Consider the following 24,236-nt stretch of genomic DNA (forward strand, 5'->3'; position numbering starts at 1 on the left):
CGCAGGCGAGTTCTCGCTACGTATCGTTCCGGGGCGGCAGCTAGTTTGGCGGGGGTCCGGAGTGTCGACAAATCCATGCGACTCAGTACGTCGGACGGCAGTTCGCTGGCGCATCGAGCGCAAGTCTGCCTGGCAATGCGATCGCGCTGAGTACGGCTCGTCCAGTCTTGTTGTGTGGCGGACGGCGCCAGCTAGCTAAATGTCATCGCCTGTTGATGTGTCGGCGTGCCAGTAGGCGACTTTGTCGCGGGTATCGACAACATCGGGGTGATCGGGGCCAAGGACTCGTTCTTGATCGACAAGTAGTTGCTTGAATGCGACGACGGCGCCGGCTGGGTCCCCGGATTTGCCACGCCAATTGGCGAGTCGACTTCGAATCGTCAGAGTGTCGCCGTGCTCGGTCCCCAGGAGGGATGAACAGTCCGCCAACACTTGCTCGTATAGGGCCACGGCACCGGTTGGGTCGCCAGCCTTACCACGCCAATGGGCGAAGTTGCCGCGGACTGTGAGAGTCTTCGGGTGGCCGGGACCGAGCACTCGTCGGTAGTCAGCAAGCAGCCTCTCGTAGAGTGCTACGGCACCAGTTGGATCGCCGGCCTCACCGCGCCAGTGGGCGAGGGAACCACGCAGGAGTAACGTCGTCACATGGTCGTCACCGAGTATTTGCCGCGAGTCGGTGACAAGTTCTTCATAGTCAACGGCTGCGCCAGCCGGATCGCCGAGCCGACCTCGCCAGGTCGCGAGGTCCGAGCGAGTGGTCAAGGTGTCGTGGTGATCCGCGCCAAGCAAGCGTTCGCAGTCGGCGAGTAGTTTCTCGTGAAGTGCCACGGCGTCAGCCGGGTTGCCGGCTTTGCCCCGCCAGTTCGCGAGGTCGGAGCGGGTGGTCAAGGTGTTGGGATGGTTAGACCCGAGTACTCGGATCCTGTCAACGAGTAGCTGCTCGTAATCTACTACGGCCCCTGCCGGGTTACCCGCAACACCGCGCCACCAAGCAAGCTGACTTCGGGTATCGAGGGTATTGGGGTGGTCGGATCCAAGTACTCGAGCCCGGTCAGCGACTAGCTGCTCGTAATCGGCTACGGCTACGGCTGGGTTGCCTGCCTCGCCGCGCCACTTCGCGAGGTTGACACGTGTCGTCAGTGTGTCGGGATGGTCTGGGCCTAGCAGTCGCAGAAAATCCGCGAGGAGGGGTTCGAGTGTTCGTACTGCACCGGCCGGGTCGCCTGCGCTGCCCTGCCAGTAGGCGAGCAGATTGCGAATGCCCAGCGTGTCGAGATGGTCTGGGCCTAGGATCCTCGGGAACTCGGCTACAAGTTGTTCGAGGGCTTGTGCTGCGAAAGCGGGATCAGACGAACCCCGACAATGTAGAAACAGGCCATGCGTTTTCAGGGTGTCGGGATGGTCGTGGCCCAGGATGCGCCGACAGTGTTCGAATAATTGATGATAGGCGGCTGCTGCGGGGACTGCACCTTGAAAGGTGTACAGGCTATCGCTTCTTCTGAAGAGTACCTGATGTGCTCCGGATGTAAATAATGCGTCGTTGCCATTCTCGCAAATAGAGGCAGCGTTGGCCTGCAGCATCTGTGCGTATGTTGGATCGAGTTCGGGGTTCGGCCAGGTCTCTAGGAGCGCATCGGCGGCTGCCCAGGCGCACTCGGCGACTTTGTCGTCAGTGAGTTGTTCGCGGATGGCACGCTGGACGAGGCTGTGGATTGTAACCGAGTCGGCTTCAATGTTGACTAGGTTTAATCTGTGAAGGCTTCGCACTCCAGAGCGGATGGTTTCAAATTCAGTCTCACCAAGATCGAAGTTGTCGTTCTCGTGTGACGAATACGCACGGGCGCAGGAAAGCCAGTTGATAGCCGCAGTAGTCGCTAAAATGGACACAGGAAATCCGCCGCCATCGAGCATGCTGGCGAGCTGTAGTAAAGGTAAGGCTAAGTGAGTAGGGCGCAGTTTATCCGCCGCCTGAGTGGATAGGAATACTGTTGCTGCGACGGTGTGAAAGTAGTCGTCGGGTAGGTCCTCGGAAGTTGGAGCGAGATCGTCGAGTCGGTGTCGGTGGTCGGAGAGTCTTCGCTTGTAATCCTTGCAAGAAACTTGCTCATCTATCATGTAGGCTGTGGCGTGGGATAGAGCGAGTGGTAAATGTTGCAGCGCTACAGCAAGCCCATCGATATCGTCTGCAAGTTCGGGGTGGTCGTCTAGCCGAGCGTGTAAATAGGCGATGGCTTCGGTGTGAGTAAACACGCCAACCGGCACCAGGCATCGGCCCTGCCCAGTCAGCGCTGATCCCCTCAAGCGAGTAGTGACCACTGTTCGACCATTGGACGAGGGCGGGGGCCAAAGTCCCTTAGCGGCCGCCGGGGTGATCAGATCATCGAGTACCACAAGCCAACGTCGGTTACTGTTTGCCAGCCAAGCATGGAATCGGGCTGCGTCCCGTTCGGCGTCGGTGCCGCTAGCGCCGGGGATGGTGAGATCGACTGCGGCTTGGCCGTAGCTGGCCGTGATCGCTTGGCGAGATGTGGCGTGAACCCATACCAGCACGTCTAGTTGCCCAGTCTCACGCAATTGGTGGACAAGGTGGACGGCAAGTTGGGTTTTACCTACCCCTGCCATCCCTGATAACAGCCGTGTGGTGCCCTCGGCAGAGCCGAACAGTACAGCGGTGCCCCCACCCCTGGTCGCTTGAGCAAGTTCGTCGATAAGGCCCCGGGGTTGGAAGCAGCCCGCCAGGCTCGGCACCACCCCGATAGAGACTACGTTCGACGTCCGATTCTTGCGCTGTCCGGGGTAGGTCCGGTCGTACCTTGTCTTCCAGGCCAGCATGTCGATCTCATGGTTTGGCAGCGGCCGTCTACGAGCGCTGGCGTAGCTGACGCAGGCGTCAATGAATGCCTCGACCGTCGCCCACCGGGGCGCACTGCCGGTATTCATGGTCACCGCCGCCAGCGCGGCGCGGCTGACGCTGTGACCGGTCCCGTCGGCATGTTCCTTCAGCCGGTCCTTCGTGGGAGAGCCAGCCAACTCGTGGAGGCGACGTAGCTCGTCACGCATCAAGGCCGCCCTTCGCGCGACGGTGCCCGCCATCCAGAATCCAGATCTGGACGGGGCTGAACGCCGCTGGCTGCACCGTCGACCACGTCGTCGTTCGCTTTCTCTTGGAGGTTACCGATGTGGTCCACGATAGTCACTGTCTGGCAGTGGCTGCCCGAGATTACTGTCGTGCTCAAGTTCTGCACGGCATTGGTTGGGTTCACCATTACAGTGTCCCTGCTGGTGCGCCGCGTCCGCCGCTGGTTACGCCGACAACGGTAAACCCCGCGCTGCGCTGAGCTAATGCACGAGGGTAGTCGACTGAGGTCGCACTCGTGCCGTACGGACGGACGGTGCCCGCTCGCCGTCACGCAGAGCAGGCACCGTTCGTCACGTGCGCCCAGTTCAGACGCATCGTTTACCTCTCCGGCGGGGCGGCATCGGTGGCGTTGCTCGAATTGATGCATTCGACCTCAGCGGGGCGCCGGTGCCGGGAGGGAGCGTACCAGCGGACCTTCTAGCCAATCAGCTCCGTCTCGCCGCGATCGTCATTGGGCTGAATGAGGGGACCAGCGTGATCGGCATTCCGGTGTAGCGGAGTTTTGTGATCGAGTAGTGCCGGGCTGGCGGTGGCTTCGGCGGCTTGGCGGCGAAGCCAAGCCAACATGATCAGCGCATTCGGGTCCAGGCCTTTGCGGCGACCCGAAGCAGCCGCACGACTCGAGCGGTCTCCGTTCAACTCCGCGACCCGCGGCGCGGACCAGTGGCGAACCGGCACCGGATCGGCGCCGTGCCGTTGGGCGGCCACGTAGAGATCGAGTTCGGGAGGCGGGATGTAGGCATCGCCCGCGCCGAGGGGCCGAACGGCCGCAAGACTCGCTCGATTTTCCACGGGTTTCGTACCGCACGCCCTGGGGGCTGAGTTGCCGGCCAGGACGATGCCCCCAGACCTCGGCAGTGCAGTCCGCCGCGGCGCTCCGAGCGGGCTTCCCGGTCCACCCTCCAGAGGCTCGCCGGCCGGTTCTGTCGCTGCTGTCGGTGCCCGTAGCAGGTCGTGCCGGTCCGGCTGTGCCTCGGGACCGTAGCTCGTGCATCCGAGCACTGCGGTCCGGCTGCGCAGAGCGCTGACCTGCGCAGCCGTCGGTCGGCTACGCGACGGGAGTCGGCTCGCCAGGATTGACGAGGATGGGATCACGGTCGTGGAGATCGACTCGCATCCCGCGTCGAAGCCGGACGAGCGGGAGAGGCATGATTGGCCCTGATCCGGTCCGCGGCCAGCCCGCCGGCCGGGGCGCATACGAACGACGCCGTCGAGACGGGCCCTGTGAAGGCGCGCCGAAGGCGCCCACTTGCATGTGAGGGCATCAGCGCACCACGTCACTCGGCCGCCGGCTGCGGTCAGGCCCAGTGATCATTTCCGGACGGGCACGATTCGCCACGGATCACTAAGCGGGCTCCCCCAGCGCCAAGCGTCTACGTGAGACTTGCGGCGCGTTAGCACCAGGGCTATGCTCGATACACTATGACCGGTTCCGCCTACTTCGGTAGGTCCAGGGCCGGTCTTCATTATTTCTGGAGGCGTGCTTGGGCGGAGTGGTCAAGGAGTACCGACACTACGACCAGCAGGTCGAGCTGCTCGCCCAGCGCGGGATGGATGTCGGGGACCGCCGCGAAGCCGTTGCCACGTTGCGGCGAGTCAGCTACTACCGTCTCAGCGGCTATTGGTATCCATTCCGCAAGCAAGCCGATACGGGGCGTCATGACGACTTCTACTCTGGGGCGCGCTTAAGCGACGTCGTCTCGCTCTACGACTTCGACGCGAGGCTCCGTGCGGCCACCTTCTCGACACTTGCCCCCGTCGAGCTGGCAATCCGAGCACTGCTCGGGCATGAGCTGGGAAAAGTCGACCCGTGCGCGCACCTCGATCCCAGCAAGCTTGGGCCCACGGCGCGGAGCGGTGCCGGCTATGACCGTTGGCTCAAAAAGTACGAGGCAGAGCTGCAGCAGTCCCGCGAGGATTTCGTCAAGCACCACCACCAAAAGTATGGAGGTCGCTTGCCAGTCTGGGCAGCGGTCGAGCTGCTTGACTGGGGGTCATTGGCGTACCTATACGGCTTCGCGCCTCGTGGCGTCCAGGACAAGATCGCCGACGTGTGCGGGCTAAGTGCGCCGCAGCTGACGAGCTGGCTCAAGGCGCTGAACCTTGTCCGCAATACGTGCGCGCACCACGGTCGCCTGCTTAACCGCGTTCACACAATCACCCCGAAGCTGCCAAAGCGTGGAAAGCACCCAGACCTTGAGGCGGCGACGACGGAGTGGAACCGGACTTTCGGTCAGCTGACGCTGATTCAGTTCCTTCTTGATCGACTTCAGGTGGGGAGGAAGACGCTCTTGCCTGCTGTGGTGAAGAGCTTCCCGTCTGTCCCAATAGTCTCACTCACGCACATGGGAGCGGCGAGCGACTGGTGGAGCACGAGCACGTTGTGGGGCGCCTGAGTCACTTCATGGCGGGCGCCATATCAGGTCACACCGCGAACGCGGAACTGCCGCGCGCGATCGCCGGGCGCCGCCGCCGAAGGCTTGCTTCAGCCGAGGAAGTCCCGCATTGCCGCCGGCAGTTGCTGTGAGATGACCGACTCCCGGATGCCGGCGGGGCGTCGCCCTAGATGTGCCGGACACCGCGACCGCCGACGTGAGCGGGGAGGTACCTGTTCGACGGTTTGAAAGACGGTTGCTTCGCCGCCGTCGCGATCAGGTCCAGGAGCGGTCGGTATTCGGGCGGGGTGGTGTGGGCGTACAGCAGTGTCAGCTTCAGCCGGACCTCGGGCATGCCACCGGTCCCTGTCGGCAGGGTCGCCCGGCCGATCACGGCGGCTCTGACTCGAGGAGCACCCGGCGAACCTTCGCGACGAGCGCGTCACCGGCCCTTGCCGGACGGAACACGACCGTGGATAGCTTGGAAGCAGCCCACGCCTGCAGCGCGGGGTGCCGCTCGATCAGCTCGTGTAGCCCATCGCCGTGGCGCAGCACCGCTCCACGAGCCCGCCTAGCTCGGCGGTGCCGAGCGCGTCCACCGACACCAGCATCCGGAATGCGTCCGGCCGCCGTGAGGTGCGGATCGACCGGCCGAGCACGTCCGGCAGCCCCGCCTCGGTGTCGTCGGCGGCGTTCAGGTAGTCAGCGCAGATGGCGAACGCGCCCGGGTCCGCGAGGTCCGGACCGCGCACGGCCCCGCCGCCACGGCCTGCCAGCCGAACTTGTGCATGTCCAGCGTGACCAAGACGGCCAGGTCCAGGCCGCTCAGTCGGGGTCGGAGCTGCCCCGTTGAACAGGCCCGCCGTACGCGGCATCGACGTTCAGCCGCGTGGCCGTCCTCCGGCAGATCTCGGCGATGCCGGCCAGCGGGTCGAGCTGTCCAGTGTCGGTCGTGCCGGCGGTCGCGATCACCACCGCCAGCGCGGTCAGTGCATCCAGAATCTCTGCCAGCGTCGACGAGGCCAAGTCAATCGTCTCAGCCCGAGACCACCACCGGCACTGGCAGTCCGAGCAGCCAGGCCGCGCGAGTGACGCTGTGATGTGCCGCGGTGCCTGCCGTGGGCGACTGCAGGATGTTATTGGGCAATTCCATCCCGGAGCCGCCCGGGCCGCCGGGGTTGAAGAGGATAACGCCGTAACGCCTGACGGAGGCCTTCGGCAGGTTTATCGCGACGTCGATGGTCCGGCCGTCGGGCTTCGCGTAGTCAGCAGGCACTGTCACCGTCGCACATGCGGAGCGTCCTCGACGGTCAGCAGTTCGCGATGTCCCGGCGGAGGCGCCACTGCGGCGCGTCCGCGGCGGCGATACCTGGCGCTAATGAGAGCAGCAGTCCGGAGAGTATCGCGGAAACGATCTTGCCTGCGGGCCGCGCGCCTACTCTGAACAGGCATTTCGCTTCCGCATCGGTGATCAGATCGAAAAGACGCGGCGCCGATGACTGCTTGTGGATGGCCTCACCCGCATCGGTCGGAATGCAGGTTCGGATCGGCCGGATGGCTGGTCCGCGGCTGCCGCCGTGTTGCACATTCACTTCCCGTACTACGAGATCGTAACGATTGCCTGCCATGGGAAACGCTCGTCCTGAAACTGGCGACCACCGAAGAAAGCGGAAGCACCGAAATGTCGGTGGCCGGGGTTACCGTCTCGGGGAGGTTCGGGTCCACGGCACGGGAGGGTATGTGAGCGAGGTCGTCGGCGAACACGCCCGGGTGCGAGATGCCCTTGAACGGCCCACACTCCGGCTGCTGGACGGCAAGTGGGCGGCGTTCCGGGTAGCGGTCTTCCGGTGCTCCTTCTCTCGCGATCGTCGTTCGGTGCAAGCCGACCGGCTGCACGTTCAGGTCGACACTCTGCTCGACGAATTGCAGGGGAACGGCGTCGATGTGCCACCGAACACGACTGGACGATCGTTATGCAACATGTGGGTGAACGACCAGTGGTTGTTCCGGGACAACGCCCAGGACGGAAGCCTGGAATATTCGCTGACTTCGTTCGCCTTGGAGGCGATCGACCTCGTACAGAGCATGTCCCGGGATCGAGTGCTCGTATCGGAGTCGCGGTTGACGACAATCCTTGACACCGTCCGAAGATGGGCGCTCGAAGCCGCGCCGGACGCCGACGCACGCATCGAGCGGTTGAACGTGCAGATCCATGAGCTGGAAGCCGAGCGTGACCGCCTGGAATCGGGTGGTGACGTGGCCGCCGCCTCCGACGACCGGATGTTGGACGGCTACACGAACCTCATCGACCTGATCGGGCAACTGCCTTCGGATTTCAAGCGCGTCGAGGAGTCGGTGCTCGACATGCACCGCAAGATCCTCCGAGATTTTCGTGACGAGGACCGCGCCGTCGCCGAGGTGCTCGACGAATACCTGCGCGACCAAGACGAGCTGGTGAAGGCGACGCCGGAAGGGCGGGCGTTCGACGGCGCCTTCGTGCTGCTGCGCGATGACGCGCTCCTGCTCGAGCTGCGGGATAACGTCCAAGTGATCCTCGCGCACCCCGCGGCGGCCGTTCTAGAGACCCAAGACCTGAACGAGATCCGTGGTGCGGAGGCGGTGATCCGGCAGGGAACCAAGGACGTGCTCGCGCAGCGCCGACGGCTCACCGCGACGCTGAAGGAGCACATCGTGAACCACGACGTGCTCCAGGAGCGTGAGCTGGGGCGGGTACTGCGCGGCATCGACCGCGAACTGGCGACGTGGATGGAGACAGCCGGCCCTCGAGCGACGGTCCCGGTCGGGCTCCTGCCACCGACCGCGAAGGTCGGTCACTTCCGCGAGCGCTTGTGGGATCCGGCCTCGGCGGCGCCACCCCCACCATTGGAAGACGTCGAGGAGGACGCCCCGGACCCACCGACCGTCGAGGAGCTGCGCATGCGAGGCGGTCCGTCCTTGGAAGAACTGCGGCTCGCCCTTGTCGACGCGTTAGCGACCGGCGATATGGGCACCGTCGGCCGGATGTTCAACGAGCTGCCGTCGCGCCTGCGCCGGCCGGTCGAGGTGCTCGGACTCCTGCACGTCGTGAACGGGATCGGTGCTCTTCGGGACGACGCCGGTCCGGAAGTCTTCGAAGCGATCCGCCCAGACGGGAACCGCCGGAACTTCCTGGTGCCTGCCATCACGCTCACCCGGGACGAGGCGGCGACACTCGATGGCTGGTCGCTCGAAGGAGCTGGCGATGAGTGACGAAACGGCCGGCTCTTCCGGCGCCGAGTTCGACGACGACACCGGCTTCATCGACGAACCCGGTGACGCCATCGAGCCCGAAGAAGGCGAGTCGACGTTCGCGCTTTTCGAGGGGGATACGGGTGGGCTCTCGCTCGCTCAGCGCCGCGCCTTGGTGATCCTGCTCAAGAACCGGTTCATTTCGGCCGCGCAGCACCCCGCGGAATGGCGGGTCATCCGCGAGGATCCCGCGCCGATCAAAGCCCGGCTGAACGACCTGTTCCTGGACCTCCACCTGGACCGGCACTTCGAGGTCGCGTTCAAGCGGCAGGCGGTCGCGGAAGGCGGCGCGAAGGAGTTCCCGACGCTCCTGCACGACACGGCGTACACGCGGGAAGAGACGATCATGCTGGTCTTCCTCCGGCATCGGTTCCAAAGTGAGCAGGCTGCTGGGCACGACGACGTCACCATCGAGCGGGACGAACTCATCGCCCACGTCGCCTCGTTCCGCCCCGCCTCCGCGACCAACCGGTCCGGTGACGAGGCGAAGGCCGTCAACGCGGTTGAAAGCCTCCTCAAGGCGAAGGTCCTCGCCCGGACCAACGACCCCACACGGTTGCGGGTCTCCCCGGTCATCGCGGTGCTGCTGCCGCTGTCCCGGTTGCACGAGCTGTGGGAATGGCTCATCGACGAGAACCGTGCCGATGCCGCTGTGGCGGAGAGTGAGATGACGTCGTGACGGCCGATGCGACCCAGCCCTCGGTCCGGTACCTTCCCGGAGCCGGCGAGGGAACGGCGCAATGGAAGGTCGAGACGCTGCAGCTGGTCAACTGGGGTGGGTTCCACGGCCACTGCACCGTCGAGTTCGCGAGCACCACGACGCTGCTCTCCGGTGCGTCGGGCACTGGTAAGTCGACGCTGCTCGACGGCTACATCGCGCTGGTCATGGACGCGAACACGCCGTTCAACGGGGCGTCGAACGACGCCACCGTCGGCCGGGCGCGCAGCGCCGACCAACGCAGCCTGGTCTCGTACCTGCGCGGCAAACTGGACACCGGTCGGAACGCCGGCACCGGCGAGCTCTCCGACCAGGTTCTGCGCGGCCGTGACTCGGCGACCTGGGGCGCCCTCGCGGTGACCTTCATCGACGACAGCGAACGCCGCTACACCCTCGCGCGGCTGTACTACGTGCCGCGGTCCGCTGCACGAGACAGCGATCTGACCCGCAAGATGTGCACCATCGACGGCGCCATCGACCTGCGGGAACTCGAACAGTTCGCCGAGGGAAAATTCGACAAACGTGCCGTGACCGCCCGGTTCCCGAACTTGAAGATGCACGAATCCTACGGCGCCTTCTCCCAAGCGTTCTTCACACGGCTCGGCATCGGGGCTCAGGGTGACGGTGCCAAGGCCGTCCGGCTGCTCGCCCGAATCCAAGGTGGGCAGCAGGTTCGCACCGTCGACGACCTGTACAAGTCTATGGTCATCGAGACACCAGGAACCTACCAGGCAGCCGACGCGGCGATCGGTCACTTCAAGGACCTCGAAGACGCCTACGAAGCCATGGCGACCGAGGCGAAGAAGGCGGAGGCGCTGGCGCGGGTGCCGGAACTCTGCGAAGAACGCGAAAGAGCGCTGGCGGACGCCCGGCTCATCGACACCTTCGGGATCCACCGCACCGGAGACAGCCCGTTCGAGCTGTGGAAGCTGACTACCGAGGACACCTTGCTCGAGGAGGCCGAGGACGACCTTCGGGACCAGCACAAGCGAACATCGGAACAGAAGTCCGATGCGGAGAAGCGGGAAGCCCGTCTTCAGAAGGAGAAGCTGGCTGTCGAGACCGACCTCGGCGACAACGATTCCCAAGCGACGCTCGAGCGGATCGATGCGGACATCGCTGTGTTGGAGCAGGATTTCCTCGCTGCCGAAGCACAGCGTGGCAGCTTCGACCGGTTGACTGCCTGTCTCGGCGCGCGGATCGACACGGAGGCGGAATTCGGTGCGGCGCAGGAGCGAGCGAATGACTTCCTTGCCGGGTTCGGGTCTGCGCTCAAGGCTGTCGAGGAACGCCGAACGGCGCTCTACACCGACCTGTACGAGCCCAGCAACGAGAGAAAGGAACTCGGCGAAGAACTCAGGTCACTGCGGGATCGCGACGGGCGCATGGACCCGGGCCTGCACCAAGCCCGAATGCTGATCGCCGAAGCGACCGGCATCGAACCGAAGAACCTCCCGTTCGCCGGAGAGCTCATCGACGTCCGACCCGAGCACAAGCAGTGGCGCAAGGCCGTCGAAACGACGCTGTTCGGCGTCGCCCGGATTCTGCTCGTCGACGTACGGCATCTCGACCGGGTTTCCCGCCTGATCGACGGCATCAGACTGCCGCGGCGGGTCAACTTCGAAGGGATCGACCTCGCACAGTTCGAACCGGAGGACATGGACCCGCGGTTCGTGTCGGGCAAGCTCGCCTTCAAGAACACGCCCTTCACCACATGGGTGCAGGACCGCATCACCGCATCGAACACGGACGCGCTATGCGTCGAAACCGCCGAAGAACTCGGTCGCGGGGGACGCCGGGTCACAGTCAACGGCCAGACCCGGCAAGGCCGTTCCGGAGCTCATGGTGAGCTCAGCGGCCCATATGTGATCGGCTTTTCGAAGGAAGAGCGGGTCGCCGAAATCAAGCAACGGCTCGGCGAACTCGAGGGCATCCTCCATGACCTGGACCGGCGACGACAAGCCGTGGAGATCGAGTTCAACGGCCTTCACACCGAGAAGGCAGCACATGAGCTCGTGCTGGCGACCGCGTGGCGCAGTATCGATCCGGACAGCATCCGAGCGGATATCGAACGACTTCATGAGCAGAAGAAGCTTCTTCTCGAGTCGGACGACGCGCTACGGGCGCTCAGCGAGGAACTCGAGCGCCTCAAGGACGCGTTGACGAGCGTCGGCCGGGAAATTGGTGCCCTCGAAGTCGGACTCGAGAAGTTGGAAGCGGAACGCGGCAAAGTCATCAAGCGCAAGGACCACGTCGTCGGCGAGATCCAGCGCATCGAGCGTGAACAGGTCGTCACCCTGACCGAAGAACAGGCTGAGCTCCTGACCGCCGAGTTCGCGCTGGTCGCGACGGTCGATGACCGGGCCGGGTTCCAGATCGGTGCCGGCCGGCTGAAAAGCAAGCTCGCCGATCGCGGTAAGGGGGCCCGCGACAAGGCGGGCAACGCGGCCCGCTCGCTTGAGGAGACGTTCCGCAACTACCTCGAACGGTGGCCCGACCCCAGCCTCTCGACCTCGGTCGAGGACCACACGTCGTTCCGGCGCATCCTCGACACGATCACCGCGACCGGATTGCACGAACGCCGCCGGGAGTGGACGAAGCGGCTCACCGACTGGTCCGGCCAGGACCTCGTGCCGCTCGCCGGCGCCTTCAGCCTCGCGGTCGAGGACATCCGCAACCGGCTCGAACCGGTCAACGCGATCCTCGCCCGGCTCCCGTTCGGCGCCCACCGGTACCGGCTCAAGATCGACCTCCGGGAGCTGCGCCGTGACGACGTCGTCAAGTTCAAGAGAGAACTCAACGTCCTCTCCCGGGCTGACACCGACACCTTCAGCGACGAGCAGGTCCAGAACTGGTTCACCCGGCTTCGCCGCTTCATGCGACACATCCGCACAGACGTCCCCGGCAAGTCCCACCGCGACTACTTCCTCGACGTGCGCAAGCACATCGAGATCACCGCGGTGTCCTACGACGACGAAGGCCGCGAACGGTCGACCTACGCAGCTCTCGGGGGCAAGTCCGGCGGGGAGACCCAGGAACTGGTCGCCTTCATCGTCGGAGCCGCGCTCCGGTTCCAGTTGGGCGACGAAGCCCACGCACGCCCGCGGTTCGCACCGGTGTTCCTCGACGAAGGGTTCGTCAAGGCCGACAGCGAGTTCGCCGGCCGGGCCGTCGACGCGTGGAAGGGGCTCGGTTTCCAGCTGATCATCGGAGCGCCGTACGGCCAGTTCACCGCACTCGAACCGCACGCCGACCACGTGCTCTACATGGCGAAGAGCGCCAGCGGCTACTCGTCGGTGAAGCCACTGCCACCGACGACCCGCCGGGCCGTGCGCGCGCTGGCGGCGGAGGAGTCCGCGTGAAGGCGCCCGCTGCCGTCGCAGCTGACATCCGCAGGAGGCTCGGCAACACGTGGGCCACCGACCTGGTGGGGACGACCGTGTCCTGGCCGCACCGCTTCTCCCTGGGGACGACTACGAAGACCGCGCTAGAGAACGAGTGGCGAACCACCTACGAACCGCTGCGGCGAGAATGGCGCGAGTGGATGAGCGGTCGCCCGGCTCGGCTGCTCACGGCTCCGAAACGCGTGTACAGCACAACTCAGGACATCCCCACCCACGTCGAAATCGACTCGATCGAGGCGGCGGCCGCCGTTGCCGGGGACGGCTGGGACGTCAAGCGTCGCCGGGCTCAAGAACGGCTTGCGCGCTTGACCGACGCGTTCCCAGCGGCGGAGAACCTCGCCACCGTGATCCGGGCCGTACACGAATACAGTGACGTCGACTTCGACCTCCTCCAGACCGTCGCTCGCTGGTTCCAGGTGAACGACGCCGCGGGGCTCACGCCGCGGCAAGTGCCCGTGCCCGGGGTGCATGCCAAGTGGTTGAACACTCATCATTTCTTGATCACGGCGCTCAGCTGCCAGGAGGGACTTGGCCTGCTGCCTCCGCATCCGGCTCGGATCCACTTCACCTACCTGGACCCGGAATACCGCAAGTCCGGCCGGCGCCACCACGACAGCGCTACGGTCGGCGACGCTTTCGCACCGCCCTACCGCCCCGAGGTCGTCGTGATCTCCGAAAACAAGGACACCGCCCTCCACTTCCCGCCGGTCGAGGGCGGTATCGCGGTGGAGGGCGACGGCTTCGGCGGCAAGACGGCGGCCGCGTTCCCATGGCTGACCGGCGCGCCCCGCCTCTGCTACTGGGGTGACATCGACACGCACGGCTACGAGATCCTGAACGGCTGGCGCGAGGATGGCGTCGAAGTCGGCAGCATCCTGATGGACCGGGCGACTTACGAGACCTACGAGCGATTCGGCACCGACACAGACCAAAAGGGCGTGCCGCTGAAACCGGCCACCCCCAAAACCCTGCCGCTGCTCACGCCGGGGGAACGCGACGTGTACGCCCTGCTATTGCGCCCAGACCTCCGCGGTCATCGGCGGGTTGAGCAGGAGCGCCTACCGCTGTCGTTGGCTGCTGACGCGGTAGCGGCGTTGCGTAAGGTAGCCCGGACGCGAGCGACCTAGACCCGCCATCATGCATGACCGACGAACACTGAGCTGGCACCGGACCGTTCGGAGCTTCGCCGAGGAGGTGGTACAGCTTCGGTGTCGCTTAGCGCGACGCGCCCAGCGCAAAATCAACCAGCTCCGGCCAGTTCGCCACGACTCGGCGCGCTCGCTGGTCCAGCCGTCGGAGGAGTTCAAGGCGCTGGTCGAGTTCTCGGTGCTTGAATCGCTTGTCTATGCGGCATCGACCCGGCCGAAGTTCGATGGTCCCCGACGTAGTCAGGATCACTTCACGCGAAAACACACCGAAGGTCCTAGGGTCGCGACCGATACCTTGTGGTTGGGACAACTCGTGTAGCGTGAATCCGCCTTGGCATGAGCCGACATTCGAGAGGCGGGCATCGTTGTTCTCACCTGACCTGCAAGCAACGGCGGAGAAGTACTTCAGGTCGCTGGAGGTGTCGCAGCGCCTCATCGCCTTGCATCCCCGGGACGCAGGCGGTTCGGGCAACTCTGCCGCGCTTGCTCCAGCCGTGACGCTCTCGGTGATCGCCGCGTTTGAGGGCTTCGTTGAGGAGTTCCTCGCGGTTGTTCTTCTCTTGCAGGGACACGGGTTCGCCCAGGTGGCCAAGAAAGTCACGATGAATAACCCCACCGTGCGGTTGTTCAGCTCGAAAGTTGCCGCTGAGGTCCCGGCGTTGAAACCAAAGCTGGGGCGGGACTTTTCCCTTCAGGTGTGGAACATCCCGGGCGTCAGCGGTCGCCCCGCAACCGAGACGATCGGCTGGGATGAGACCGTGTCCCGAGCAGACGGCTGGATGGAGGTGCGTCACTGCCTGACGCACGGCCTGGTCAGCGGCTGGCGCAGTGAAGTGTGGCCGGGCCCGGTGAAAGGAACCGGCGTCGCGACGGCCAGCAGTGTCTTGCGTGCCAAGCCGGGTGGGAAGCACTCCATCGGGTTGACCGGCGCGCTCTCCTGCGCCCGTATCCATTTTTACGCGGCTCGCCACATCGCCACTCTTGCCGCGGAGGAGCTGAACGAAGAGATCAACTGGTCGAACGGTCCGCTGTACCCGCTCAAGAAGGAGTGACCGGGTGACGTGTCGACCGCCGACCGCATCCTGCTGCGGCACCGGGTGATCCAGTCGACGGGCCCGCAATGTCTAGCTCAACAGCCCGGCTGCCAGTTCATCGGTGACAAGTTGGTCGCGCTCGGCCGGGTCGAGCCAGCGCGCCTGGCTGCCACCGGGGGTGCGGGTGACCAGCAAGACATCGTCGAAGTTCTCGGCAACGTCGCGCATATGGCTGATCACGGCGACCAGCCGGCCGTCGTCGGCTTGACGGGCGAGCGCATCCAGGGCGTCTCCCAGGACGGTGGAGTCCAGGGAGCCGAACCCCTCGTCGAGGAACAGTGCCTCGACGCGCCCGCCGCCGCGGGACGTGAGTTCCACCAGCCCCAAGGCCAGAGCGAGGCTCGCCAGGAACGTTTCTCCGCCGGAGAGCGTCCGGACGTCGCGGGGCTGTCCGGTGTGGCCGTCAACGATGCGGAAGTCGGCGGAGAACGCGAACCGGTCCCTCGTCATCGATCGGAGCAGCCTCGACGCGTGTTCAAGCAACGCCCGCTGTCGCCGCTTGACGACCATCGCGGGGAACTTCCCGTCGGCGAGGAGCCCGTCCAGCTCGTGCAAGCTTTCGACGGCGGGCTTGGCGGCGGCAATCCGGCTGTCCAGTTCGGCGCACAGTGGTTGCTGGCCGATGGCGGTTTCCCGGTCCCGCTTGGCCTCGCGGGCGTCCGTTCGAGCGTTGGTTAACCGCTCTTCGAGCGTGGCTTCGTCGGGGAGCCCGGCGGTGGCGAGTGCCTCGGCGACGCGGGACTGTGCAGCCAGCACTTGGCTGTCCTGGGCGGCCGCCGCGCTGCGACAGCCCTTCACGATCTTCGTGGCGGCAGTCAGGACATCGCGTGCCCACTGCGCGTCGCCGAGGATCGACGGCGGCGCCGGACGGCCCCAGGGGGCGGGCATTTCGATCAGTTCGGCCGCTGCGGCGGACCTGGTGGCGATGGTCTGCACGAGCAGGTTCAGCTGTGTGGCGGGTTGCCCCACCTCGCTGTCCCGCTTCTTGGCTAGGCCTTTCTTCTTTTCGCGCAGCAGCTTCGCCTGTTTCTGGACGGTGGCGAGCCGGTTTGTTGTGCGACGGAGTTCTTCCTTGCGCTGCTTGGCCTTTTCCACGCCCAGGTCGATCGCCGCGTCGGTCGGCTCGGGCTCGGACCGGTAGGGTTCGGGGACGGCGGAGTAGAGCGTCGCGATCTTCTCCTTCCTGCGGTCGAGGGCCGACAGGTTCTTCTCGAGCGCTTTCTCGCGTTGCGTGAGGGCCGGGTCCGTGTGGCGCAAGTAGGCGTCGTTGTCATTCATCGCATCCTGCGCCGCCTTCGCGTTAGCGGCGATTGTCTCCCGGGCCTCGGCGGCGCGGCGGACCTGCTCTGCGACCTCCTGAAGGATTGTCTCGTCGTCGAGGGCGAAGTCCACCGCCCCGAGCGCTTCGAAAGCCGCCGAGCAGGCGGAGTCACGCTTTTCACACAACTCGTCGGCGAGCTTGATCGCTTCTTCCAGCCGCACCTGAGCGACCGTTCGCGAGTTCTGGGCTTCGACGAGTTCGGCACCTACTGCTTCGGTTTCCTGCTCGGCCTGCGTGCGTTCGGTCTTGGCTTGCTCGGTTCCAGCAGTGGTGGGAGGGGCGAAGTCGTCGGGCAGGGGGCGTACGCAGATCGGGCACGGGTCGCCGGGATGGCTTTCACCGGCCGCGTGGGCCGCGGAGTTCTTGCGCTGCAGGGTGTCGAGGTCTTTGGTGGCGCGGTCGAGACGTGTCTTGGCATCTTTCACGGCCTGGTCGGCGTCTGCGACATCGCTCGTGCGCTCGCGCAGTGCTTGTCGGAGTTGCGGCAATGCTGCGGTCGCGTTCGAGAACGAAGCCATCGCCTGCCGGGCAACAGCCAGCAGGTCGCGGCACTGGCTCAGCTTCGTCTCCGCGTCGCTGTGTGCCGTTTCGGCGAGCCTTGCTTCAGCCGCGGTCGTCTCGGCCTTCGTGACGAGGTCGGCGTGTCCGATGCGGCGCTCGCTCAACTCGGCCCGGGCCGAGTCGAGCGCCGCTTTTTCTTCGGCCAGTTCGGTCTCCTGACCGGAGACCTCAGCGAGTTGGCCTCGCAGGGCCTCGAAACCTGTCAACGCCGACGCGACTCCGGAAACGCCGGTTCCGGCCAGGTCCCCTTCGGCGAGGAACGTCTTAAGACGGGTCTCTTCGCCCTCGGTCTCTTCGAGCTTCCGTTCGGCGACGGCGATTTCGCCGGCGAGCTCGGTGTCCAGCTCGATCAGGCTGGCGTACTGGTCGGCAAGGTCTACCGGGAGCTCGTCGGCCAGCCGCTTCGCCGCGGTCCGGTACTTGCCGGCGAGCTGAGCGGCGTTGTCGGCGTCCTTGCGGGCGAGGATGATCACGGACGTCAGGTCGCTCAGCTGCTCGACCTGCGCCGCAGCTGCGGAAAGCCGCTCGTCGGCGTCGGCGATGGCGACTGCGGGGTCAGCTGGCAACGGTGCGCGGCGCCGCTCCAGCTCCAGCAGCTGCGGAGCGAGCCGGTGAAACTCGGCGGCGGCTTGCCGCCGGACCTCGGCCAACTCGTCGAGGCCGAGGACGCTCTTCAGGATCGTGGTGCGTTCGGTCGCCTTGGCCTGGAGCAGTTCCTGGAACTTTCCCTGCGGCAGCACCACCGCGCGGAGAAAGGCCTTATGGCCGAGGCCGACGAGTTGCTGGACGGCGTCATTGACGGCTTGGAATCCGACGACGTCCGAGGAGTCGCTCAGTCCTTCGAGTCGGTTCTTCGCCGGCGGCGAAGAACCGGCTGACGTGGTCCGTGTGACGCGCCAGGTCTTGCCTCGGGCGCGGAAGACGAGCTCGACCCGGAGGGTGCCGTCGCCGCCATCGGTGATCAGGTCCTTGCCGCTGTTGCCGTTCCACGTGCAGACCCCGTAGAGCGCGAAGCACAGTCCTTCGAGGATAGAGGACTTGCCGGCGCCCGTGTCGCCGACGATCGCCATGAGGTTCACGTCGGTGAAGTCGATCTCCTGCTCGCCGCGGTAGGAGCGCAGGCCGGCGAACTTCAGGGTCACGGGCCTCATCGCGGCACCTCCTTGGTCGTGCGGTCGGCCTCCAGCGGCGCCGTGAGCAGCGCCTTCTCCGGGAGCTCGATCGGCTGTTGTTCCTCGACGGCGGTCAGTACCCGCCCGAATGTCTCCATGACCCGCTCCGCGCCGACCTTCGAGGTGCCCACTTCGGTCAGGAAGTCGCGGAAGAGCTCCCGCATGCCGGGTTCGGCGTCGACGGCGCCCGCCGCCGGGGAGAGCACCTCGAGCCGCTGGTCCGCGCGTACCTCGGTGACCTGGAGGACGACGGCGTCCGGGAGGAGGTCGTGGACCAGCTCAGCCAGTGCCGGCTGGTGTGTCTCGGTGTGTACGGCGACCTGGCACAACGCCCGGCCGACCGACGAAACGATCCCGCGAAGGTCGTCCAGAGTGCCTTCGAGCTTGCAGAGCGGGCGCCCGCCACTCAGGTCGATCGTGTCGACCACGGCGGGACGGCCAGGCTGCAGGTCGGCGAGCACAACGCTCTTGCGTTCGCCGGCCTCACCGAAGTCCAGCTGGATCGGCGATCCGGCGTACCGGCCGGTCACGCCCTTGCCAGGCAGCTTTTGCGGCTTGTGGATGTGACCGAACGCGGCGTAGGCGACGGCGGGCAGCTCGTCGGTCGTGGTGGCGTAGTAGTCGGAAGCGTGCACCGGCCGTTCGCTGCCTGCGAAGTTCGCGCCGCCGACGTGCAGGTGGGCGGCGAAGATCGCGATGTCGCGACGATCGTCGAAGTCGCGTAGCAGCTCGGCGGCGAGCGCTCGTTCCATCCTCCCGACGCGCTCGGCGTAAGCCGCGCGCCAGCTGTCGGGGTCCTCGAAGGCATCGACGATCCGGTTGGCGTTGACGAATGGCAGGACGGCGAGCCGCGCCACCGAGCCGTCTTCCATCGGGAAGCGGAGCACCCCGCCATCGCGCGGGTCGCGCGGCGCGTCGACGAGGTGGATCCTGCTGCCAGGACCCAGGATCTGTGAGAAGACCCGGAACAGCGACGGCGAGTCGTGGTTGCCGCACACAACGACCACGGGCGCGACGCTCGCGAGTTCCTGCAGGGCGGTGATGGCTCTGCTCATGTCCACATGGGACGGCCGAGCGTGATCGAAGAGGTCGCCCGAGTGCACGATCAGGTCAGGCTTCGCGCGGTGCGCGATGTCGATCGTCTCGGCCAGCACGACGTCGTGGTCGACGGCCCGGGGTTCGTTGTATGTGACCCGGCCGAGGTGCCAATCGGAAATGTGGAGCAGTTTCATGGGCTATCCCGCCGTCACTCGGTGGTCGCGGAGGTGTGTGAGCATGGCCTGGTTGGCTTCCCAGCCGTCTGGGAACTTCGCGGGCACACCCAGGTGCATGGGCTCGGTGGGCGGGTGCGCGTCTAGCAGTTCTTGGATCCCGGCGCGGGCCACCACGATGCAGGCATGGCGATGCCTGGAGGTCAGGACGCATAGTCGTCCGGACTCGAGGTGGAACTCGGTTGCGTCGCGGCGGCCAGACAGCGGGTGCAGCACGAGGACCAAGTCGTACTCGCTGCCCTGCAGTCGGTTCGCGGTGTCGACCTTGATTGCCGGGAAGCCGCGCGTGGTGAGGGTCCGCCGGATCGCGGCGACCTGGTCACGGTGCGCGGCGCCGATCGCGATGCGGTCGGCCGACAGTGGGGTCTCCTCCGGCGTGGCTTCGGACCAGGTGGTGGCTCCGCGCTGGAGGGCGCGTTCGGCGAGGCCGACGATCGCGTCGACGGCCTGGGTGTCTGTGCGCAGAGTGTGCCGGGCCGGCAGTTCGTGGAACGCCCACCCCGTCCGCGCCGCGGTTTCGAGCGTCTCATCGGCCGGACCGCCGAACCCCCGAGTCCGATAGTCCATGCGACGCTCGCCGGGGGACGTAGCCGCCTGAAACCCGGTGAACGGGTAGAAGGCCGCCGATACCGGCGGGGCGGCCGACCCCGACAGGCGCCATGAGACCGGGAGCTGGTGGACGGGCAGGTCGGGGTTGTGCCGGAGCAAGGCCGCGACGGCGCTCTGCATCGGGTCCCAGGTGAGCCCGGTCCAGCGGTCGACCTCGATGATCGAAAACGGGTCGAGCTGACCGGGATCGCCGACGAACAGGGCACGCTCGAACCGGCCGGCGACGCGCAAGAGCGTGTCCGACCTCATCTGATATGCCTCGTCGATGATCGCCCACGGCCACGGCGGGCAAGTGACGTGCATCCACTTGGCTGCCGTGCCGGCCACGATGTGCGGGTCGTTCAGGTCCTCGAGCCGCCCGGCGACGGTGACCCCAGGGTGGGCGACCCGCGGTGTGGGCTCGTAGGTCGTCGCGGACAACCTGCCGATCCGCAGCTCGGGTGCCTGCCGCGCGATCCGGTCGATGAGCGCGTCGACCTGCTCGTTGGTCTGGGCGACCAGCATCACGGGCTCGCCTCGGCGGGCGATCTCGACGGCGGCCCTGGCGACGAGGGTGGACTTGCCGGCGCCGGGCGGGGAGTCCACGACGACGCCCCGGCCGCCACCGTTCGTGAAGTCGGACAGCACCGCGCCGACCACCTGTTCGGCCTCTTCTGCGGCGCCGGTCATGACCACTCCTCGTTGCCGTCGTCGTTCCTCGGAGCCGGCGGGGCGGGCGGACCGCCGTGCGTCCACGGTGTGTCTTCGCGCGCGGGGAAGTTCCCGCGCTGCTGGTAAGAGTCGGTGAGCGAGCTGAAGCACACCTGGTCTCCGGCCAGCGGAACCGTCCCGGCCGGCGCGGTCAGGCGGCGTCCGGTTCCGCCCGCCAGCTCGAGGGTGATTTCGAGGTCGCCCAGCTCGCCCGTGACGGTGAGAATCTGCCCCACCTGCCGAGGGCGCCTCTGGTCGGTGACCGTGGCGTCGCCGGGCACGAGGCGGACCGGATCGGACGTCGACACGGTGATCAGCGGGCGGAGCTTGGCGCGTTGGCCTACACCGACCTGGCGGTCGGGCACGACCGAGGTCACGGTGCCCGCGAACGCCTCACCGGTGATCCGGTGTTCCGCCATGACCAGCGGGTCGTCGAAGGCCCGCTGGGCGTCGTAGGCGGCCTTGTACCGTTCGAGCTCGTTGAGACGCAACGCCGAGGCCACCGCGCTGTCCCGCTTGGGCTGCGGGCGGCCGTCGCCCGCGAGGTACGTGTGGAACCGCAGGTAGGCGTCCTTGTCCCGATCCCAGCGGGCTGCGACGTGCCCGCCCGGCGGGAGGGCACGGAGCAGGTCGATGGCCTGCCACAGCAGCGCCCAGGTCGGTGCAAGCTGATCCCGCAGGGCTGCTTCCAACCTGGCCGTGGCCCGGCGTTGCCGAGCGGCGCCGGTGGCCCGGTCGTACTCGGCGATGGCCGGCGCGAGCACCTCCCGGTCGAACGTCGGATCCGTGGCGGGGCCAGCCGGCGGGGTGAGCAGCGGGTCCTCGGCCAGCCGAGCCGCCGCAGCGCCGGTCATCCCCTCCGGCGGGGCGATCCAGCCCAGCAGGGCGGCGAGGTTCTGGTCCTCGATCGCGCTCTGTCCGGTGGCCCAGTGCTGGGTCAGGACGTCGGTGGCGGCCAGGAAGAGCGACGAGCCGGGGTACTCGGCTCGCTCCCCGAGGAACGTGAGCCACTTGCCCACGGTCGGGACGGACATCTCGACCGCATGCGGCCCGGTCGTGCTGCGGAACCGTGTGGAACGCCCGAGCAGCCGCAGGAAGTCGATCCCGCCGTGGTTCGGCACCCACAGCTGTGGCGCGTCGATCGGGCGAGCCTTGGGCGGGCCACTTCGCCGGGCGACGTTCTGCGTCGTGCCCGCGAAGGACCCCACGTAGTGGAGCATCACCAGCGCGAGGGAATGGACGAAGCCGAACCGCAGCTCCCGGTTGCGGGGCTGGGGAACGATCAGCACACGGGGCGCGTCGCGGTCGTCGCCGATCATGACGGCCAGCGGCGCGTTGGCCTCACCGGCCATGGCCAGCGGCACGCACACGAGCGGCCAGGTGCTGATGTGCGCGTGGCACACCGTGGTGATCGGCTGGGCGAGGCCGCGGTCGACCGCGTACGCGCGGGCGAGTGAGGTCAGTGTGCTCACGCGGCACCTCCGAGGGCTTCGCGGCGCAAGCGCTCGGCGAGCTGTAGCAGCCGGGCCGCCTCGAATTCGTGTTCGCCCGGAGCCCGTGAGCCGTCGGCCAGCCCGATCGCCGCGCGGAGGCTGTCGACGCCGCCGAGATCCTCCTGGACCGGGCGGCCGAGCGCCGCGGCGCGCCCCGCGGCGCCGGCCCGGCAGTACCGGGCCATCTCGCAGGTGTCCAGGCACTCCGGCGCGTACCGCGCGTCGATGGCATCCAGGGCGGTGCGCAGCTCCGCGACCGGGCGCGTCGCCACGCCCCTCTCGTCCGGTCGCAGGTCCAGCGTCAAACCGGCGGGCAGCTCCGCGACGAGGCCGCCGATGTCGGCCAGCCTGGTGAGCTGGCGCCGCACCACCGTCACCTGCTTGCGCACGTCGACCAGCTCGGCCGTCGGACGGTTCGCGAAGTTCTCCGGGCACACGAGGAAGACATTGTGAGAGACGATCCCCGGGTCACCTCCGAGCTCCGCGACGAGCTCACGCAGAGCCAGGACGTAGACGGCGGACTGAGTCGCGGCCGCGGCGACCTTGCTGGCGTCGGCCCGGCCGTCGATCACCGGGAACGACTTGATCTCGACGACGTGGAAGCGGCCGCGCAGGCGGAACGCGACCAGGTCGGGCTCCAGGTACACCGGCCGGCCAGCAATGGTCAGCCGGAGCAACGGGTGGTCGAACAGGGTGCCGGCGTCGTCGCCGGAGCGCAGGGCACGGCTCAGCAGCTGGCGGGTGCGCAGGTGGCGTGCTTCCAAAGTCTCGCGCCCAGCGACGCTATTGAGGTCGTCGTAGGAGACTTCGGGGAGCGGCAGGTCGAGGTGCTCGCGCAGCAGCCGCAGCAGCTCGGCGCAGCCGTTGGCCTTGACGTGGGTCTCGAATGAGTTGCCGCGGGCGATGGCGAAACCGGACATACCGAACGGAGCGGCGTAGCCGATGTGCTCCGACAGTGCTTGTTTGTCCACCGCCGCGGCATCGAGGACGCTTCTGCGGGTGCAGCCGGGGTTGCTGGTCAGCGCCGCGATGGTCCTCGCGTTGTGGGCCTTCGGCGTAGCCGTCCCGCGGATGGCGTCCAGCCGGGTGTCGATGTCGTTCACAGTTTCTTCCTCGCGGGGGAGCGCGGGCAGGAAGTCCGCTCAGTCCTTGGTCTTGGTCTTGGGTAGTGCCTTGAAGGCCGAGCCGAACAGCTGATGGATCTCATCGAGCTGGGCACGGGCACGGTCGGCGGCCGCCTGACGATGCGCCTGGTCGGCTTCTTCGTGGATCGCTAGTTCCGCGCGCGCGGCTTCGGCGACTTTCTCTGGTCGCATGGCGCCGAACGAGTCGGCTGCGCCAGGTATGTTCGTGGCGAACCGCCACAGCAGGCTCGATGCCGGCAGGGGCGGTTCGTTCAGCCGGCCGACTTGGTCGGCCAGGCCGATGGCTGCGGTGAGGAAGTCGACGCGCGGGCTGAGCGGGCCGATCATCCGCTGGGCCGTCGGCCACGTTGACACCGCGAGCAGCCCGCGAGCCGGCACCAGCCGGTCCGCCGTCAGTGCACTGCACAGGTAATACGGGCGGGAGTGCGGTGACGACCGGAACGACCGCTCCTCGTCGCGGCGCAGGCTGGTCAGCCGGGCCGCTGCCATGCCGCCGCCGAAGAAGGCGTCCTGGACGGCGACGATCAGTTTGGGTGCGGCGGGAGCGTTGAGCAGGGTGAGCGCCCGGTGTGCTTGGTCGCGAAGCGGCAGCACGGATTCGCTGGAAGGGACCGGCTCGATTCCACGCTCGGCTGTTGTGAGCTCGGAGAGCGCGTCGTCCCAGGCGAGTTCTGCCCGACGAAGATCAGCTCGGAGAACGCGAGCGCCTGCCAGGTCGCCGGATGTCACTGCCCGGCGCACCTCGATGCGCAAGGCGTCGATTCGACGCTCCAGGTCCTCCAACGACTCCGCCATGTGGGGGAGTCGT

At 66.7% G+C, this 24,236-nt stretch carries 17 protein-coding genes; 6 read left to right on the forward strand and 11 right to left on the reverse strand.

From position 1 onward, the window contains the following. Positions 1-195: 195 nt before the first annotated feature. A complete protein-coding gene (locus IE317_RS36495; protein ID WP_191315925.1) occupies positions 196-3,093 on the reverse strand; it encodes a tetratricopeptide repeat protein in 2,898 nt (965 codons plus the stop codon). Between the two features lie 1,539 nt (positions 3,094-4,632). On the opposite strand from IE317_RS36495, the gene IE317_RS36500 reads away from it, so the two are divergent. Then, positions 4,633-5,535: an Abi family protein gene (locus tag IE317_RS36500; protein ID WP_229903083.1), complete on the forward strand. Its 903-nt coding sequence runs from the start codon at positions 4,633-4,635 to the stop codon at positions 5,533-5,535. A 500-nt stretch (positions 5,536-6,035) separates the two neighbouring features. Here IE317_RS36500 and IE317_RS44820 read toward each other — a convergent pair whose 3' ends face one another. The 4 genes from IE317_RS44820 to IE317_RS36510 all read right to left on the reverse strand — a co-directional run bounded on the left by IE317_RS44820 (position 6,036) and on the right by IE317_RS36510 (position 7,142). Further along, positions 6,036-6,266: a hypothetical protein gene (locus tag IE317_RS44820; protein ID WP_229903084.1), complete on the reverse strand. Its 231-nt coding sequence runs from the start codon at positions 6,264-6,266 to the stop codon at positions 6,036-6,038. Positions 6,267-6,339: 73 nt separating this feature from the next. Further along, positions 6,340-6,540, reverse strand: coding sequence for a pyridoxal-dependent decarboxylase (locus IE317_RS44825; RefSeq protein ID WP_229903085.1), 201 nt, complete (start codon positions 6,538-6,540; stop codon positions 6,340-6,342). 10 nt (positions 6,541-6,550) lie between these two features. Further along, positions 6,551-6,790: a hypothetical protein gene (locus tag IE317_RS44830; protein WP_229903086.1), complete on the reverse strand. Its 240-nt coding sequence runs from the start codon at positions 6,788-6,790 to the stop codon at positions 6,551-6,553. Positions 6,791-6,824: 34 nt separating this feature from the next. Next, a complete protein-coding gene (locus IE317_RS36510; protein ID WP_191315926.1) occupies positions 6,825-7,142 on the reverse strand; it encodes a hypothetical protein in 318 nt (105 codons plus the stop codon). A gap of 112 nt (positions 7,143-7,254) precedes the next feature. Between IE317_RS36510 and IE317_RS36515 the strand changes: the two genes are divergently transcribed. The 5 genes from IE317_RS36515 (at position 7,255) to IE317_RS36535 (ending at position 15,124) form a co-directional block, all read left to right on the forward strand. Beyond that, positions 7,255-8,763, forward strand: a complete 1,509-nt coding sequence (locus tag IE317_RS36515; RefSeq protein WP_191315927.1) for a DUF3375 family protein — start codon at positions 7,255-7,257, stop codon at positions 8,761-8,763. Beyond that, positions 8,756-9,481, forward strand: a complete 726-nt coding sequence (locus tag IE317_RS36520) for a DUF4194 domain-containing protein (protein WP_191315928.1) — start codon at positions 8,756-8,758, stop codon at positions 9,479-9,481. Before IE317_RS36515 ends, IE317_RS36520 begins: the two co-directional genes overlap by 8 nt. After that, on the forward strand, positions 9,478-12,882 hold the full coding sequence (locus tag IE317_RS36525; RefSeq protein WP_191315929.1) for an ATP-binding protein: 3,405 nt from the start codon (positions 9,478-9,480) through the stop codon (positions 12,880-12,882). Before IE317_RS36520 ends, IE317_RS36525 begins: the two co-directional genes overlap by 4 nt. Next, on the forward strand, positions 12,879-14,051 hold the full coding sequence (locus IE317_RS36530; protein ID WP_191315930.1) for a Wadjet anti-phage system protein JetD domain-containing protein: 1,173 nt from the start codon (positions 12,879-12,881) through the stop codon (positions 14,049-14,051). Before IE317_RS36525 ends, IE317_RS36530 begins: the two co-directional genes overlap by 4 nt. A gap of 386 nt (positions 14,052-14,437) precedes the next feature. Next, positions 14,438-15,124, forward strand: a complete 687-nt coding sequence (locus IE317_RS36535) for a hypothetical protein (protein WP_191315931.1) — start codon at positions 14,438-14,440, stop codon at positions 15,122-15,124. Positions 15,125-15,196: 72 nt separating this feature from the next. Here the strand turns inward: IE317_RS36535 and IE317_RS36540 are convergent, their stop codons facing one another. From IE317_RS36540 to IE317_RS36565, 6 genes are read right to left on the reverse strand one after another with little or no spacing between them, the layout of a single operon-like run. Continuing rightward, positions 15,197-18,190, reverse strand: coding sequence for an AAA family ATPase (locus tag IE317_RS36540; RefSeq protein WP_191315932.1), 2,994 nt, complete (start codon positions 18,188-18,190; stop codon positions 15,197-15,199). Between the two features lie 5 nt (positions 18,191-18,195). Next, a complete protein-coding gene (locus IE317_RS36545; protein WP_191315933.1) occupies positions 18,196-19,452 on the reverse strand; it encodes a metallophosphoesterase family protein in 1,257 nt (418 codons plus the stop codon). A gap of 3 nt (positions 19,453-19,455) precedes the next feature. Beyond that, a complete protein-coding gene (locus IE317_RS36550; protein WP_191315934.1) occupies positions 19,456-20,769 on the reverse strand; it encodes an AAA family ATPase in 1,314 nt (437 codons plus the stop codon). Further along, a complete protein-coding gene (locus tag IE317_RS36555; protein ID WP_191315935.1) occupies positions 20,766-22,262 on the reverse strand; it encodes a hypothetical protein in 1,497 nt (498 codons plus the stop codon). Before IE317_RS36555 ends, IE317_RS36550 begins: the two co-directional genes overlap by 4 nt. Further along, the gene (locus IE317_RS36560; protein ID WP_191315936.1) at positions 22,259-23,386 is read right to left on the reverse strand and encodes a hypothetical protein; all 1,128 of its coding nucleotides are present in this window, start codon (positions 23,384-23,386) and stop codon (positions 22,259-22,261) included. The genes IE317_RS36555 and IE317_RS36560 overlap by 4 nt, the downstream gene beginning before the upstream one ends. A gap of 39 nt (positions 23,387-23,425) precedes the next feature. Then, complete coding sequence (locus IE317_RS36565; protein ID WP_191315937.1) at positions 23,426-24,223, reverse strand: hypothetical protein; 798 nt, start codon at positions 24,221-24,223, stop codon at positions 23,426-23,428. Positions 24,224-24,236: the final 13 nt, after the last annotated feature.

Origin of the sequence: Amycolatopsis bullii, from assembly GCF_014654205.1 — a bacterium.
GTDB lineage: Bacteria > Actinomycetota > Actinomycetes > Mycobacteriales > Pseudonocardiaceae > Amycolatopsis > Amycolatopsis plumensis.

Excerpts from the sequence above, each read along its gene's own strand:
- IE317_RS36495 (WP_191315925.1), bottom strand. The coding sequence starts at position 3,093 with ATGGCGGGCACCGTCGCGCGAAGGGCGGCCTTGATGCGTGACGAGCTA.
- IE317_RS36510 (WP_191315926.1), bottom strand. The coding sequence starts at position 7,142 with ATGGCAGGCAATCGTTACGATCTCGTAGTACGGGAAGTGAATGTGCAA.
- IE317_RS36520 (WP_191315928.1), top strand. The coding sequence starts at position 8,756 with ATGAGTGACGAAACGGCCGGCTCTTCCGGCGCCGAGTTCGACGACGAC.
- IE317_RS36545 (WP_191315933.1), bottom strand. The coding sequence starts at position 19,452 with ATGAAACTGCTCCACATTTCCGATTGGCACCTCGGCCGGGTCACATAC.
- IE317_RS36550 (WP_191315934.1), bottom strand. The coding sequence starts at position 20,769 with ATGACCGGCGCCGCAGAAGAGGCCGAACAGGTGGTCGGCGCGGTGCTG.
- IE317_RS36565 (WP_191315937.1), bottom strand. The coding sequence starts at position 24,223 with ATGGCGGAGTCGTTGGAGGACCTGGAGCGTCGAATCGACGCCTTGCGC.